Source organism: Mogibacterium pumilum, assembly GCF_002243385.1.
Classification (GTDB): domain Bacteria; phylum Bacillota; class Clostridia; order Peptostreptococcales; family Anaerovoracaceae; genus Mogibacterium; species Mogibacterium pumilum.
This window is the reverse complement of the sequence record NZ_CP016199.1, coordinates 1,333,684-1,349,372: the sequence shown is the minus strand read 5'-3', so window position 1 is coordinate 1,349,372 and position 15,689 is coordinate 1,333,684. Positions and strand designations below refer to the sequence as shown.

Below are 15,689 nucleotides of genomic sequence, written 5' to 3'. Positions count from 1 at the left end.
TTTTAGGGTGAAAATTCAGGTAAAAGTACTTAAAGAGGTATAAATGGGTATTAAGATTATCGGATTAGATTTGGACGGAACAACTCTCGGAAGTAACGGTAGACTTCCAGAACTTAATAAGATTGCTATAGAACGTGCTATTGCTGCAGGCATTAATGTTGTAATCGCAACAGGACGCGTTATTTCAGCCGTTCCGGAAGATATAATGAATATAGAAGGGCTTAGATACATAATCTCATCTAATGGCGCACATGTCCGTGATTTGAAACTCGGTCATGATGTTTATTCAAGTTTCATAAATCCAGTAGTAATAGAACGAGTAGTATCTCTTGCAAAAGAAAATAATCTATACCTTGAGGCTTTTCACGATGGACAGGCTTATATAGATGCAGAGCTTTACTATGATATTGATGTTAATGGAAGCGTGCATAGAAGACGTGAGTATGTGCTTAAAACGAGAAATCCTCTAGATGATATATTTGAATTCATGCTTGAAAACTCTGCAGAAATAGAAAATATAAATATCTTCTTTGATGATATGGATAAACTCGAAGAGATTCGTAAGATTGTCAGTGTTTACGATAATGCAAATGTGACATCATCCGTACTCAATAATATAGAAATTGGTGGCATAGGATCGAGTAAGAGCATGGCACTGGTAGAGCTTATGAAGATCTTATCCATAGAAAAATCTGAACTCATGTGCTGTGGTGACGCTGCAAATGATATTCCAATGCTGCAACTGGCTGGCGTTGGAGTGGCTATGGAAAATGCGTGGGACATTGTTAAGGAGCATGCGGATTATGTCACAGATACAAACATAAACGGAGGTGTCGGGAAAGCGATATTAAAATTCTGTTTTGACGAAGAGGCGTAAAATAATATAAATTGAAAAATCAATGCATACAGTGCTGAAAATACACTATTTTCAGCACTGTATGCACTTTTTGTGCAACCATACTGAAGCTAAATCTTTTTCGTGGTATAAATGGTTTAAATGAAAGGGAGAAATCGTCTGTAAATTTAATAGCATGGAGGAAGTATGAAATATAACAAGGTAGTTGGTAATCTTGGAGAAAATATGGCTGCAGATATTCTTGAACAGCAGGGATATGAAGTAATCGCGAGAAATTATACATGTAAAATAGGAGAAATCGATATTATTGCTATGGACATTAGAGATAAGGTACTGAGCTTTATCGAGGTAAAAACAAGAACTAGTAATAAATATGGATATCCAGCACAGGCAATATCGCATGATAAGATTCGTCATATTAAAAATGTCGCTAATTATTTCTTACGTGAGAACAGGGAATTTAGCAGTTATAATGCCAGGTTTGATATTGTAGAGATCGAATGTAGAGTTAGCAAAAATTGCTTTTAGAGGTGTCATGCTATCTAGAATTACAAGTGGAATAATAAGAGGAATTTATGGTCAAAAGGTAACAATTGAAACATATATTAGCAATGGTCTTCCTAATTTTAATATAGTTGGCCTAGCTTCAAAAGCTGTAATCGAGTCGCGTGAGAGAATTCGTTCAGCAATTATACATTCGGGATATGATTTTCCGCATGGGCATATAACGGTGAATCTATCACCGGCGAACTTAAGCAAAAATGGAAGTCATCTTGATCTACCAATTGCAATCGGAATTCTATCAAGCGCTTTAGTTGTCAATAATCAGAAGGCGAAATCTTATGCAGTCATCGGGGAGTTATCTTTATCTGGACAAATTATGCCGGTGGATGGGGTGTTGCCAATAGTGATTTCGCTGCGAGAATTAGGAGTACATAAGGTGATTCTTCCAACTAAGAATGTAAAAGAGGCTTCGATGGTTGAAGGCATTGCAATAATAGGTGTAAACAAACTAGAAGACGCAATTAAAGCTATTAACAATGAGTTAAGCGAAGGGAGTAATAATTTATTTGAGGATGCTGAAACTGTCAAAAGAAACAAATATGACTACTCTGATATAAGGGGGCAAGAATATGCCAAGAAAGCCCTAGTAATTGCTGCAGCGGGTCAGCATCCGCTGCTTATGATTGGTCCACCAGGGTGTGGTAAAACAATGCTTGCGAAACGATTACCAGGTATAATGTCCAAGATTTCAAAAGAAGAACTTCTCGAAACTACTATGATTCATTCTGTGGCAGGCCAGCTCAATAAGGGTGCAAATACAATAGAGAGTAGACCATTTAGGTGTCCTCATCATACAATTACTCGTGCAGCGCTACTCGGAGGTGGACTATATCCAGTGCCGGGTGAGCTTTCTTTAGCTCATAATGGAGTGTTATTCCTTGATGAGTTCTGCGAATTTGACACATCGCAGATAGAGGCACTTCGTCAGCCGTTAGAAGATCATAGGATTGTCATCTCAAGACGAGGAGCAGTATATGAGTTTCCTTGTAAAGCTCTTGTTGTTATGGCTGCAAATCCTTGTCCATGCGGCTATTTTGGAAGTGAATCAAAGGATTGTACGTGTACTGCTCAAGAGATTGCTAGATATAGAAGACGTATGAGTGGGCCAATTTTAGATCGTATAGACTTGCAAATAAACATGCAAGCTGTGAGATTTGATGATCTTGATAGCTCTATAAAAGATGACAATAGAATATTAGATAGTAAAACGATGAGTTCGATGGTAGAAAAGGCCATCAGATTTTCAGAACTCCAAGGAAGAGGTGCTAGTTGTGGAAATATCAGCGATAAAAAAATTAGGGAGGTCTGTCTATTAGAACGAGCAGAGAAAAAATTTCTCGAAAATGCATACAATTCCTTAAATCTTTCACCAAGATGCTATATACGAACACTTAAAGTCGCTAGAACTATTGCAGATATCGAGCAATCAACTACAGTTAATGTTACTCATTTAGCAGAGGCATTGAGTTATAGATGCAGCGAATTTAATAGGGAGCAAGCTTAAAATGAAATATTCTTATAATGAAGATATTAGCGTAATTACTGAAGATTCTCCGAACTATCCGAATAGCTTAAAAGTGATAAGAAAACCGCCAGAGAAGTTGTACTGCATAGGAGATATAAGTTTACTAAAAAGAAAATCTGTCGCAGTTGTCGGATCGAGAAAATACACGCTTTATGGCAAGATCGTTGCACAAATGGTTGGCAGGGAGCTAGCGAACGCAGGAATCCCCGTTGTATCAGGATTAGCATACGGAATAGACAGCTTCGCGCATGAAGGTACGGTAAATGCAGGCGGTGCTGCGGTTGCAGTTCTAGGGACAGGAATAGATATAGTTTATCCTGCTAGAAATTTTTGGTTATACAACAAAATTGCCCAAAGTGGATTGATAATATCTGAATACCCGCCAGGGACACAGGGAGCTAAATATACATTTCCACAGCGAAATAGAATAATTAGTGCAATATCGGAAGCTATAGTAGTTGTGGAAGCTGGGCTCAATAGCGGGTCACTAATAACAGCAGACTTTGCCTGCGAACAAGGAAAAAATATATATGCTGTGCCGGGTAATATAAATAGTCAGTTTAGTGTTGGGACTAATAAGCTTATTAAAGACGGTGCTATTCCCATGATAAGTATTAGTGATATTGCTTCTGATATTAATGGATTTGATTACACTCCTGTGGATATAGAGCACACCCTTGGATTTGATGAACTAGAGATTTATAATGAAATTCAAAAGTCTACTTGTTGTACGGTTGACAGCATTGCACACAATCTCAACAAAAATGCTGGAAAAGTCAGTGCTATACTTACAGTGCTCGAAATTAAGGGTGTCATTACGACCTATGGAGGCAAAGTATTTCTTGCAAAATAAAATCTCAAGGTTTATGATGAACTCTAATATTGTAGAGAAGTTATATTTTAAATTTATGATTAAGGGGTTAATCGATGCCTAGTACAGCAAGCACAAAGTCAACTAAGAAGAAAATCACTACGAAAGGCAAAAAGACAACCAGAAAACGTACACTTCTAATAGTAGAGTCTCCTTCAAAAGCCAAGGTTATAGGTAAATACCTTGGATCTTCTTATAGCGTACTCGCGTCAGTGGGACATGTAAGAGATTTGCCAAAGAGCAGGCTTGGCATAGATATAGAAAACTACTTTGAACCAGGCTATATAAATATTCGTGGAAAGGGAGATAAGATTAAAGAACTCAAAAAAGCTGCTGCATCAGCTTCAAGAATTCTTTTGGCAACTGACCCTGACCGTGAGGGAGAAGCTATATCGTGGCATCTTGCACACATACTTGATATTGATCCAAGTAGTGAATGCAGGATTGTTTTTAATGAAATTAATAAAGAAGCAGTAAAGGAAGCTATTAAGCATCCTCGCTCTATTGATATGGGGCTAGTTGACGCACAGCAGGCTAGAAGAGTTTTAGATAGACTCGTAGGATATCAGATTAGTCCTCTACTTTGGCAGAAGGTAAGACGTGGCCTCTCCGCTGGCAGAGTTCAGTCCGCAGCCCTTAAGATGATTTGTGATAGAGAAAATGAAATAACATCGTTTATTCCTGAAGAATATTGGACTATAACAGCTGATTACGGTGATAATTTTACAGCATCACTCAGTAAGTATAAGGGTAAAGATATCCGCATAAATACTGCTATTGATGCCGAAAACATTGAAAAAGAGATTAAATTAGGAAAGTTTATTGTCGAGAGTGTAAAGACAGGTAAGAGGAAGCCTAAGCCATATGCGCCATTTACAACAAGCAGTATGCAGCAGGATGCTTCTATTAAGTTAAATTTCCAGACCAAGAAGACGATGCAGGTTGCCCAGCAGTTATATGAGGGTATTGATGTAAAGGGAATCGGAACACGAGGCCTCATCACATATCTACGTACAGACTCTGTAAGAGTATCTTCCGTTGCTAAGGAAGCGGCTGCAAGTTTTATCAGTAATAAGTTTGGTAAAGAATACAGCTCTAACAACTCTTTCTCTAACAAAAATAAAGATATTCAAGATGCGCACGAAGCGATTAGACCAACGGACGTTACTTTAGAGCCAGAGGTAATTCGAGACTCGCTAACTGCGGATCAGTTTAAACTATATAATCTTGTTTGGAACCGCTTTGTTGCATCTCAGATGTCAGCAGCCGAGTTTGATACAGTTTCAGTTTCTATAGATAATAATGGCTACGAATTTAGAGCTTCTGGATCAAGAATGGTATTCGATGGATGGAGGAAAGTTTATCCTATTTCAAATGAGAAGGATTCATACGTTCCAGAATTACATGAAGGTGATGAGCTTAAGTGTAAAGAAATCCTTAAAGCACAGAAATTTACACAGCCACCAGCAAGGTATACTGAGGCTGGTCTCGTCAAAGAGATGGAAGAGAAGAATATAGGAAGACCAAGTACATATTCCGCTATCATTACAACGCTTACTGGTAGACGCTATGTAACTAGAGAAAAGAAGAATCTAGTTCCAACACAGCTAGGCTTTGACGTAACGGGAATACTCTCAGAATATTTCGGAGATATAGTTGATGTTGAATTTACTGGTGATTTAGAAAATCATCTTGACCAAATTGAACTTAAAAAGGAAGCTTGGAAACGAGTAATCGAAGATTTTTACGGTCCATTCAGTAAGGAACTAGAGGTTGCTCAAAATGAAGTAGAAAAAATCGAACAAGAATTAGTTCTGAGTGATGAAGTTTGTGATGTATGCGGGAAACCGATGGCAATTAAAGAAAGTCGTTTCGGTAAATTTCTTGCATGCACTGGATATCCTGAATGCATGAACACAAAGCCTATAGTAAAGGAAATTGGAGTTGCTTGCCCAAGCTGTGGTAAGCCAATAATTGAAAAGAGGACTAGACGTGGAGGTAAAATTTTCTACGGCTGTAGCGGATATCCTGAATGCAAAGTTTCGTACTGGGATAAGCCAACCAATAATCTGTGTCCAAAATGTGGTTCAATACTCCTTGAAGGAAAGGGTAAGAAAGCTAAGATCAAGTGCTCAAACGATAAGTGCAACTATAGCACAGATAAAGAGTAAAAGATTTTAATATAACGGAGGTAAAGATATGGTTCAATTTCATGCAACAACAATTTGTGCAGTAAAGAGACCTAATGGGGATATATGTATCGGTGGTGATGGACAGGTAACAATGGGCGAAACGACTATTATGAAGAATGGTGCAAAGAAGGTAAAGAAAATATTTAAGGGAAAAGTTCTTACAGGTTTTGCAGGTTCTGTTGCAGATGCGTTTTCTCTTACAGATAAGTTCGAGAACAAGCTCCAAGAACATGATGGAAATCTAAAGCGTGCAGCTGTTGATTTAGCACAGTTTTGGAGAAGTGATCAGGCAACAAGAAGTTTAGAAGCCTTAATGATAGTGGTTGACGAAGATGATTTATTAGTTATATCTGGTAATGGGGAAGTTATTGAGCCAGATAAAGATGTCGTTGCAATAGGTTCGGGTGGAAATTACGCATACGCAGCTGCATCTGCTCTATTTGATAACTCTGATTTGGATGCTGAAAGTATTGTTCGTAAATCGCTTGAGATTGCTTCTAATATCTGTGTATATACGAATAACAATATCTCAGTTGAGAAACTATAGGGGGGGATTTATGAAACAGAATATTAAAACAATGACTCCTAAACAGATAGTCGCTGAATTAGATAAATACATAATTGGGCAGGCTGATGCAAAGAAGTCCGTTGCTATTGCTTTGAGAAATAGATATAGACGCCGCCAGCTTAGTGAGGAGATGCGTGAAGAAATTACGCCTAAGAATATACTTATGATGGGGCCAACGGGTGTAGGAAAGACTGAGATTGCCCGTAGACTTGCCAAGATTATGGAAGCGCCATTTGTCAAAGTTGAGGCTACAAAGTTTACTGAAGTTGGATATGTGGGTCGTGATGTTGATTCCATGGTAAGAGACTTGGTAGAGGCTTCGGTAAGAATTACTAAACAGCAGCGCATTAACGAAAAATATGGAGTTGCAGATGAAATTGTAGAAGAAAAGATTATCGATGCACTTGTGCCAGGACATTCTACCGATAATGTTAAGAATGTAAATGGTCCAAACCCATTTGACTTTTTTCTTAATAACTCCAATTACCCAAGCCAAAAGAAGCAATATGAAGAACAGCAGAGCCGGGAAAAACAGAATGTTCCTGAAGATATCGTTATGGCAAAAGAGCAGGTTAGAGTGCAGCTTAGGGAAGGTAAGCTAGAAGATCAGCTTATTGATATTGAAGTTGAAGATTCTGTAAATACTAATCAGCTAGATATGCAAAATGAAGGTATAGGAATCACAATTGGGAACATTTTTGGAGATATGATGCCTAAGAAGATTAAGCACAAGAAGGTTACCGTCCGTGAAGCTAGAAAGATTCTCAGAGAGCAAGAAGCCCAGAACCTAATAGATATGGATCAAGTAATTGATGATGCTATTGAAAATGCCGAGCAGAACGGTATCATTTTCATCGATGAAATTGATAAAATTGCCTCGGGCAGCTCGATGGCTTCAGGTGCAGATGTATCCCGTGAAGGTGTTCAGAGAGATATACTTCCAATCGTTGAAGGAAGTGTCGTAAACACTAAACATGGCCCCGTAAAGACGGATCACATGTTATTCATTGGAGCAGGAGCGTTTCACGTGTCAAAGCCTTCGGATTTGATTCCGGAGCTACAGGGAAGATTCCCAATCAATGTAGAACTAAAGAATCTAGATAAGGAAGACTTCAAACAAATTCTCACTGCTACAGAAAATGCGGTAACAAAACAGCAGAAGGCACTTCTAGAAACTGAAGGAATAGAAGTTGAGTTTACTGATGACTCAACAGATGAAATTGCTGAAATGGCATTTTTAATGAATGAACAGACTGAAAACATCGGAGCTAGAAGACTATATACAATTATCGAGAAGCTACTTGAGGATATTTCGTTTATGCTACCTGATGATTCAGTTGATAAAGTAGTAATTGATAAAGAATTTGTAAGGGATAAATTTAAGGAGACTGTCAAAGAAGTAGATGTTGACAAGTACATTTTGTAAATGAAGCTATATGACACCATATACGAAGAGGCAAAGGCTGAATATACAATCCAAAAATCTCGCTTTATAGCTCATGTTTCACCTGTAGAAACATATGATGAGGCGAAGTCATTTATTGCGGCTATAAAGGCTGAATACAAGGATGCAACACATAATGTGCCGGTACTTGTAGTGGGAGAAAAACAAGAGATTCAATGGTCAAGTGAAGATGGCGAGCCGCATGGTACTGCTGGTGCACCAGTTCTTCGCATGTTAGTTGATAGTGGACTTACTAATCTTGTGATTGTAGTTACACGTTACTTTGGTGGAATAAAACTTGGTACTGGTGGACTTATGAGAGCTTATACAGCTGTTGCAAGGCTTGCGATAGATAAGGCTAAGCTATGTGAGGTTAGAGAGGCAATAGTCCTAAAATATGAGATTTCATATTCAAATTTGGCACAAATTGAAAACAATTCAAAAACAGGGGGGTTCAATATCGGAAAAATAGAGTACACTGATAGAATCACACTGGAAATTATCGGTGATATTGATCACAAAGATGAAATAATCGATGCTATAACAGAAGCAACTGCAGGTAAATGCAAGCTATTGAAAGATGAATCGAGAAAAAATAAATTTGTCGTTGACAGTACTCTGATGCTGTGTTAGTATGAATAACGCAGTTGAGTGAAGACTGTAGCACGAAATTGACGGTTTAGGTTTGGTAATCTAGTGCGACAAATATCTCTGGACGCTTAGCTCAGCTGGGAGAGCATCTGCCTTACAAGCAGGGGGTCATAGGTTCGAGCCCTATAGCGTCCACCATATTTTGGCCGGGTAGTTCAGTTGGTTAGAATGCCAGCCTGTCACGCTGGAGGTCGACGGTTCGAGCCCGTTCCCGGTCGCCAATTTTCTGTTTATATGCTGATGTGGCTCAACGGTAGAGCAGCTGATTTGTAATCAGCAGGTTGGGGGTTCGATTCCCTCCATCAGCTCCAACATTTCGAGGGATTCCCGAGTGGCCAAAGGGGGCGGACTGTAAATCCGTTAGCTGTGCTTTCGATGGTTCGAATCCATCTCCCTCGACCAATACATATGCGGAAGTGGCTCAGGGGTAGAGCATCGCCTTGCCAAGGCGAGGGTCGCGAGTTCGAATCTCGTCTTCCGCTCCATTTTGCGGATGTAGTTCAATGGTAGAACTTCAGCCTTCCAAGCTGATAGCGTGAGTTCGATTCTCATCATCCGCTCCATTTTTTTAAGGGTCCATAGCTCAGTTGGATAGAGCAACGGCCTTCTAAGCCGTGTGTCCGGGGTTCGAATCCCTGTGGGCTCACCATTTTTAGATTTTAAATTGGTTAAGTAGACGAACTTGAAGTCATGTTATTGGGGTATAGCCAAGTGGTTAAGGCAACGGACTTTGACTCCGTGATTTCGCAGGTTCGAGTCCCGCTACCCCAGCCATTGTGACCCATTAGCTCAGGTGGTAGAGCACTTGACTTTTAATCAAGGTGTCCGGAGTTCGAATCTCCGATGGGTCACCAAGTTTTAACAACATCCGGAGAGGTGTCCGAGTGGTTTAAGGAGCTGGTCTTGAAAACCAGTGATTCTGAAAGGGACCGTGGGTTCGAATCCCACCCTCTCCGCCAAGAATCATTTAGTTGTAGCTTTGGAGAAGTACTCAAGAGGCTGAAGAGGACGGTTTGCTAAACCGTTAGGGTTCATATTAGGGCCGCATGGGTTCGAATCCCATCTTCTCCGCCATTTTAATATATACCATAGGGGTATAGCTCAGTTGGTAGAGCAGTGGTCTCCAAAACCACGTGCCGAGGGTTCGAGTCCTTCTGCCCCTGCCAATGTTTTACGGGGTGTAGCGCAGCTTGGTAGCGCAACTGGTTTGGGACCAGTGGGCCGCGGGTTCAAATCCTGCCACCCCGACCACAATTAAACTGAATACTTTAATGTTTACAAATAATTCCTTGAGTGATAAAATCAAAGAGCGTCGGGGTGTAGCGCAGCTTGGTAGCGCAACTGGTTTGGGACCAGTGGGCCGCGGGTTCAAATCCTGCCACCCCGACCATTTTGGGGCCATTAGCTCAGTTGGTCAGAGCGTCCGGCTCATAACCGGCAGGTCCTGGGTTCAAGTCCCCGATGGCCCACCATTATTTATTTAGTTTATATGCCCAGATAGCTCAGTTGGTAGAGCAAGGGACTGAAAATCCCTGTGTCCTTGGTTCGATTCCGAGTCTGGGCACCAGTTAAGAAGCAGAAATGCTTCTTTTTTATTTCTATATGTTGGTCATATTTATTGTAATATATTTATATCTTGTGTTATTTTAGATGTTTTTATCTTTTGAACACTTAAATCCGAATAAATGATTGAAATTTCAACGATTTAGCGACTAATTTACTTTATAATTAAATGTAACTTTGTTAAAATTAAGAAAAATTGTACATTATGTAATTTTATATTCTGTAATTACATTTATTTGAATTTATTAATTAAGAGAGGAAATAATGAATATTTGTTTAAGAGTAAAGCTTACCTCAGTGTTTACAGCTTTGTTATTTTCAATTCTGTTTATTGCATTTTTTGTATCAGATGCTAGTGCACAGTCTGTACAAAATGCAACAGGTTATATTAACTCTAAGAATGGTGTTAATGTCAGAAATGGTACTTCGGTATTTACAAAAAAGGTTATGGTACTTTCTAATAATAAGAAAGTAACTATTACTGAAGTTGTCTTTTCTTCACGTTTTAACGGTACTGCTAAAGATAAATGGTATCACATAAACTATGGTGGTAAGTCCGGATATGTAAGATCAGATCTTATCAATAGAGTGGAGTATTCTGCAGTTACCGGCAGAACTACTGCTTCGGTTAATAGTAGACTTGGTGCAGGTACAGGGTTTACTAGGATTACAACTTTCGGAAATAATGTAAATTTAACCATTCTTCTAAAAGCAAGAGCCAACAATTCTAATGTTGGATGGTACATGATTAAATATAATGGTGGTTATAATTATGTTTGTGCATCATGGGTAAATATCACCGGTAGTATTTTCTCGAATAATAGCGGTGGAACATCCAATAACGGTGGAATTAATTCACCTATTGTAGACCCTAAACATGATTCAAAACCGACACATGATAATATTAATTCGAGTCAAAATAAACCTACAACTGGAACAAATAGTACCACGACTAATAATAGTGATAATAGTAATAATACGAGTACCACGAAGCAGTCAGAAAGCGATTTTGAAAAATCAATTTCATCTTTTCCAGAGGATTATAAGGTGAAGTTACGACAGCTTCATGCTGCACATCCAAATTGGAAGTTTGTTGCAAAAAATACTGGAATTGACTGGAATACTGCACTTTCCAAGGAGAGCCGTGACGGTGTGTCTCTAATCAATGGTGCTTATCCTCTTTCATACAGAGATGTAAACTCATATAGTTTTAAGGCAAAGGATAAGACTAGACCTTTATATAAGAAAGCTAGTAAATCATCCGATTTGGCTGGTACAGCAAGTGCAAACACTGATATTACAATACTTGATGAGATGTTTATTAATAATAATGGTAGTGACGATGCAAAGTTTGTACACGTAAAGACAGCAGCTGGTCAGACTGGTTATATACAGGGAAGCGTTACTAACGAAAACTACTCGGCAGAGGTTAATGGTACTGTAAAAGGTGGATACACTAATATTCGTAAAGGTGCAGGAACTGGATATAGCAAGGTTGGTGGTGTAAACACTGGAAATAAGGTAGCTATTGTCTTGACAGCAAAAGCATCAGATGGAGTTATTTGGTATAAGATTAAGAATGGAAGTGGATTTGCTTATATTTGTAGTAAGTTTGTTACAGTTGAAGAAACAAAAACTGCTACCGTAGCCTCAAAACAGGCTGCTACACCTAAAGCATCAAATTCAAATAATAGTTCTGTTGTATACGGAACTATAAAGCAGAATACTGCTTATAGAATGGGTCCATCTGACTTATTTAAGGAAGTTGGAGGCTTAACTACAGGTCAAAATGTAACAATTATCGATTCAGTAAAGAACGTTGATAATAGCAGCTGGTATAAGGTTGCTATAAATGGAAAAGTATACTATGTTCCTTCTGAGGCTATTACAGCTTCAGGAGAAGTAAGGCAAGGTAATGCAAGTGTAAGCGGTAAGGTTCATGATTATCTAAACTATAGAGCATCATATGATCTAACAAACAAGCCTGTAGGAACATTTTCTAAGAATACAGAAGTAGTAATTACTGGTGTGATTAATTCAGGTAATTACAACTGGTATAGAATTCAGTATAAAGGAACTACTTATTATGCGGCTGCAAACTGGATTACAATTACTGACCAGAAATATGATGGACAGGAAGCAACCGCACCAGTAGAAAAGAATAAAGAGAGCGAGGAGCATGCAGTAGTAGGTATTGAATCGCTTAAGGGTGTTGGCAGATTTACTGCATCTGGAACTTATATCCCTAAGGATGGAGCAACATGGTTCAATGCAAATACAGAAGTTGTGGGATACTATATGGATCCACGTAACTTCTTGAACGAAAACAATATTTACATGTTCGAAGACTTGTCATATCAGTCGTATCAATCTCAGGCTGCAGTTTCAAAGATTATTTCTGGCACTGCTCTTGAACGTAATGGATTTATGGCTAGCTGGTTTGTGACGGCAGGACAGCAAAATGGTATAAGTCCAATTGCACTTGCTGCGAGAGCAAGACAGGAGACTGGTGGCGGAAGTATTGCGATATCAGGATATGTTTTCCCTGATGGCAAGTCGGCATATAATCCTTACAATATCGGAGCTTATTCTAATGCAAACCCTGTAATGAGAGGTCTGGAATACGCAAAGAAGCAGGGATGGGATACTAAGCAGAAAGCGGTATTTGGAGGAGCTAAGTTTATAGCTAGCGGTTATATAAAGCAGGGTCAGAATTCTGTATACTTCCAGAGATTTAACGTTGCAAATGGTGCAAGCAAGGTTGGAACACATCAGTATATGACAAATATCTCGGCTTGCTATACTGAATCAATTTCGACAAAGAATAGCTATAGTGCATATGGAATAACTAATGAATCACTAGTATTTATTATTCCTATATATAGCAATATGCCATCGGCTACAGCTTTACCGCATTAAAGGTATGCGATAGCGAGAAATAAGCTACTTAGAAGTATTAATAGAAGGCGGGTATCAAATGTGATGTTGATATCCGCCTTTTTCTACTTCTTTTATAATATGCATTAAAATTATGGTTGAAAAAGCTGCAATTTGGCTCCTTGATAAGTATCTCGAGCAATAAGTTCGTGATTAATTGAGTTTAAAATCGTCCTTTTTTTATAACTCCATTCAGGGCTCACTAAGAGCTTTCTTGGAACATCACCGGTTAGACGGTGGATGGTTATATTTGGTGGTGTTTCTTCGAGCATTCTGACAACGAGATCGACGTAGTTTTCGAGACTGTCAAAAGATACATAGTCGGGCATCTCCTTGTAAAGTGGTGACGTACGAACGATGTTCATAAGATGCATTTTAATTCCGAATATTCCACTATTTGTTACGTAGTGAAGTGATTTGAACATGTCTTTTTCAGTTTCTTCAGGTAGACCAAGAATTAGGTGTACTACTGTTTTGATGTTGCGCTTCGATAGCTCAGACATTGCACGATCAAAATCACTTATGTGGTATCCGATATTCATGGCATCAAGTGTTTTATCGTGAATAGTTTGAAGACCAAGCTCAATCCACATAAAATGATTTTCGCTAATTTCAGAAAGGAGATTAAGTACTTCCTCGTCAAGACAATCTGGTCTCGTTGCTATAACGATTCCCTCTATATCTGGATAAGATAATGCCGCGTGATATTTTTCTCGCAATACATCTACAGAGGCGTAAGTGTTCGTATGACTTTGGAAGTAAGCTAAATGACCAGCATTTGGCCATTTATCGTTAAGTAGTTCAATCTGATCTGAAATGTTAGAAGCAAGTTCTCCCGAACCACCTGAAGAACAAAATTTACAACCACCATATCCTACTTTTCCATCTCTATTAGGACATGTAAAGCCAGCTTCGATTGAAAGCTTTACCATCTTTCTGCCGAATTGTTCTTTTAGAAAAGTATTTATTGAATAAAACCTTTGATCTTTAGTAAATTTCAAATTAATACCTCGATATAATTTATTGTATATAAACACTTGCAAAACATGAGAATGTGTCAGTTCCTATGGAAAAATACCGTATTATTTTGTATAATTAAAAGATGATTTTAAAATTATGAGGTATTTCCAATGAAAGAAAAATGCGATGCCTATATGGGTTTTCGTACAGATGAATTTGAGAAAAATAGGTCATCCGCTTACATGAATGTCAAATTGGCTGACAGGAAGCCGAGAATACTCTTACATGCTTGCTGTGGGCCTTGTTCTACATCGTGTGTAGAGCGATTGGCTTTTGACTACGAAGTCACTATTTTTTATTATAATCCAAATATTACAGATCAGGAAGAATATCTTTTACGAAGGGACAATCTCGTAAAATTCATCGATGCTTTTAATGAAGAGTTCAAAGATAGGACACATGTTCATTATTTCGAAGGAGATTATAAAGTTGAGGACTTTATCAAAGTTGCGCAGTCACTTTGTAATGAGCCTGAAGGCGGAAAGAGATGTGATGTGTGCTTTGAGTTAAGGCTAGAAGAAGCGGGACGCAAGGCGAATGAACTTGGGATGGATTATTTTGCTACTGCAATGGCGGTAAGTCCTCATAAGAACTATGCGTCTATAGTTAGAATTGGAGAAGCTATCGGTGAAGCAAATAACGTCAAATTCCTGGACATGGACTTTAAGAAGGGAAATGGATTTGGCAGAAGCGTAGAACTATCAAAGAAATATGGGCTTTATAGACAAAAGTTCTGTGGATGTGAGTATGCACGCGCTATGATGAAAAACAAGTAGGACATTCTGCGTAACATTGTAAATAAATAAATTTTATATAGAAAGGCTTTTAGGAAATGGGTAAATTAGTACTTCCAAAAGATTACAAACCGATTATTGATCACGTTGAGACACAAAGAGCAATCAAGAAGATTAAAGACTATTTCCAGCAGGAACTCGCGTACGGGCTTCAGCTTCGTCGTGTTTCAGCACCGCTATTTGTATTCCCAGAGACTGGTCTCAATGACAACTTGAACGGATATGAGCGTAGAGTTAATTTCACTATAAAGGATATTGATGAGAAACAGGTAGAAGTTGTTCAGTCGCTTGCTAAATGGAAGAGAATGGCGCTTGCAAAGTATGAAGTAGAGCCAGGCCACGGAATCTATACTGATATGAACGCAATTCGTAGAGATGAGGAACTAGACAACATTCACTCGATATATGTGGATCAGTGGGACTGGGAAAAGGTTATTCGAGATGATCAGCGCACAGATGAGTATCTTGAGGAAACCGTTGTTACTATCTACAATGCGATGAAGAATCTCGGAGATTATGTGAATCGTCTATATAGAGATATTCAGATTGAGCTTCCAAATGAAATAACTTTCATAACCACGCAGGAGCTCGAGGATAGATATCCAGACAACACTCCTAAGCAGCGTGAGGCTATAGCTGCTAAGGTATATGGAGCTGTATTTATCAAGAAAATCGGTGGTGTACTCGCTTCAGGTGAGAAACAT

At 38.8% G+C, this 15,689-nt stretch carries 12 protein-coding genes and 16 tRNA genes; 27 read left to right on the top strand and 1 reads right to left on the bottom strand.

The features are described from left to right. Nucleotides 1-43 precede the first annotated feature (43 nt). The 25 genes from AXF17_RS06500 to AXF17_RS06380 all read left to right on the top strand — a co-directional run bounded on the left by AXF17_RS06500 (nt 44) and on the right by AXF17_RS06380 (nt 13,153). Nucleotides 44-877: a Cof-type HAD-IIB family hydrolase gene (locus AXF17_RS06500; protein WP_094234309.1), complete on the top strand. Its 834-nt coding sequence runs from the start codon at nt 44-46 to the stop codon at nt 875-877. 165 nt (nt 878-1,042) lie between these two features. After that, nucleotides 1,043-1,384, top strand: coding sequence for a YraN family protein (locus tag AXF17_RS06495; protein WP_094234308.1), 342 nt, complete (start codon nt 1,043-1,045; stop codon nt 1,382-1,384). Nucleotides 1,385-1,391: 7 nt separating this feature from the next. Further along, on the top strand, nt 1,392-2,924 hold the full coding sequence (locus AXF17_RS06490; RefSeq protein WP_094234307.1) for a YifB family Mg chelatase-like AAA ATPase: 1,533 nt from the start codon (nt 1,392-1,394) through the stop codon (nt 2,922-2,924). A 1-nt stretch (nt 2,925) separates the two neighbouring features. After that, on the top strand, nt 2,926-3,798 hold the full coding sequence (gene dprA, locus AXF17_RS06485) for a DNA-processing protein DprA (protein ID WP_094234306.1): 873 nt from the start codon (nt 2,926-2,928) through the stop codon (nt 3,796-3,798). A 74-nt stretch (nt 3,799-3,872) separates the two neighbouring features. Then, entirely contained in the window at nt 3,873-5,987 is a 2,115-nt protein-coding gene (topA, locus tag AXF17_RS06480) for a type I DNA topoisomerase (RefSeq protein WP_094234305.1), read from the top strand. A 28-nt stretch (nt 5,988-6,015) separates the two neighbouring features. Continuing rightward, nucleotides 6,016-6,555 (top strand): ATP-dependent protease subunit HslV, encoded by a 540-nt coding sequence (hslV, locus tag AXF17_RS06475; RefSeq protein WP_094234304.1) that lies wholly within the window; start codon nt 6,016-6,018, stop codon nt 6,553-6,555. Nucleotides 6,556-6,565: 10 nt separating this feature from the next. Continuing rightward, nucleotides 6,566-8,002 carry an ATP-dependent protease ATPase subunit HslU gene (gene hslU, locus AXF17_RS06470; protein ID WP_157682583.1) on the top strand — a complete coding sequence of 479 codons (1,437 nt, stop codon included), beginning with the start codon at nt 6,566-6,568 and terminating at the stop codon, nt 8,000-8,002. Next, nucleotides 8,003-8,653 (top strand): YigZ family protein, encoded by a 651-nt coding sequence (locus AXF17_RS06465; protein WP_094234303.1) that lies wholly within the window; start codon nt 8,003-8,005, stop codon nt 8,651-8,653. It abuts the gene before it with no gap. 80 nt (nt 8,654-8,733) lie between these two features. Next, nucleotides 8,734-8,809: transfer RNA gene (locus AXF17_RS06460), tRNA-Val, on the top strand. 6 nt (nt 8,810-8,815) lie between these two features. Next, nucleotides 8,816-8,892: transfer RNA gene (locus tag AXF17_RS06455), tRNA-Asp, on the top strand. Nucleotides 8,893-8,907: 15 nt separating this feature from the next. Continuing rightward, a tRNA-Thr gene (locus AXF17_RS06450) sits at nt 8,908-8,982 on the top strand. A gap of 6 nt (nt 8,983-8,988) precedes the next feature. Then, nucleotides 8,989-9,073: transfer RNA gene (locus tag AXF17_RS06445), tRNA-Tyr, on the top strand. An 8-nt stretch (nt 9,074-9,081) separates the two neighbouring features. After that, nucleotides 9,082-9,156, top strand: a tRNA-Gly gene (locus AXF17_RS06440). A gap of 4 nt (nt 9,157-9,160) precedes the next feature. Then, nucleotides 9,161-9,234: transfer RNA gene (locus AXF17_RS06435), tRNA-Gly, on the top strand. Nucleotides 9,235-9,243: 9 nt separating this feature from the next. Further along, nucleotides 9,244-9,320 (top strand) — tRNA-Arg (locus AXF17_RS06430). Nucleotides 9,321-9,368: 48 nt separating this feature from the next. Next, nucleotides 9,369-9,445, top strand: a tRNA-Gln gene (locus AXF17_RS06425). A 4-nt stretch (nt 9,446-9,449) separates the two neighbouring features. Next, nucleotides 9,450-9,525 (top strand) — tRNA-Lys (locus AXF17_RS06420). Between the two features lie 16 nt (nt 9,526-9,541). Beyond that, nucleotides 9,542-9,630, top strand: a tRNA-Ser gene (locus AXF17_RS06415). Between the two features lie 22 nt (nt 9,631-9,652). After that, nucleotides 9,653-9,745, top strand: a tRNA-Ser gene (locus tag AXF17_RS06410). Nucleotides 9,746-9,761: 16 nt separating this feature from the next. Further along, a tRNA-Trp gene (locus AXF17_RS06405) sits at nt 9,762-9,837 on the top strand. A gap of 8 nt (nt 9,838-9,845) precedes the next feature. Further along, nucleotides 9,846-9,922, top strand: a tRNA-Pro gene (locus AXF17_RS06400). Nucleotides 9,923-9,984: 62 nt separating this feature from the next. Further along, a tRNA-Pro gene (locus tag AXF17_RS06395) sits at nt 9,985-10,061 on the top strand. Between the two features lie 5 nt (nt 10,062-10,066). Beyond that, a tRNA-Ile gene (locus AXF17_RS06390) sits at nt 10,067-10,143 on the top strand. 19 nt (nt 10,144-10,162) lie between these two features. Further along, a tRNA-Phe gene (locus AXF17_RS06385) sits at nt 10,163-10,238 on the top strand. A gap of 260 nt (nt 10,239-10,498) precedes the next feature. Beyond that, the gene (locus AXF17_RS06380) at nt 10,499-13,153 is read left to right on the top strand and encodes an SH3 domain-containing protein (RefSeq protein WP_094234302.1); all 2,655 of its coding nucleotides are present in this window, start codon (nt 10,499-10,501) and stop codon (nt 13,151-13,153) included. A 110-nt stretch (nt 13,154-13,263) separates the two neighbouring features. Here the strand turns inward: AXF17_RS06380 and AXF17_RS06375 are convergent, their stop codons facing one another. Next, a complete protein-coding gene (locus tag AXF17_RS06375) occupies nt 13,264-14,172 on the bottom strand; it encodes a TIGR01212 family radical SAM protein (RefSeq protein WP_094234301.1) in 909 nt (302 codons plus the stop codon). Between the two features lie 129 nt (nt 14,173-14,301). Here AXF17_RS06375 and AXF17_RS06370 point away from each other — a divergent pair, with 129 nt between their 5' ends. Together AXF17_RS06370 and AXF17_RS09570 are read left to right on the top strand one after the other, a co-directional pair. Next, a complete protein-coding gene (locus AXF17_RS06370; protein WP_094234300.1) occupies nt 14,302-14,967 on the top strand; it encodes an epoxyqueuosine reductase QueH in 666 nt (221 codons plus the stop codon). 56 nt (nt 14,968-15,023) lie between these two features. Beyond that, the coding region (locus AXF17_RS09570) for an aspartate--ammonia ligase (protein WP_237049021.1) at nt 15,024-15,689 on the top strand (666 nt) is incomplete at its 3' end.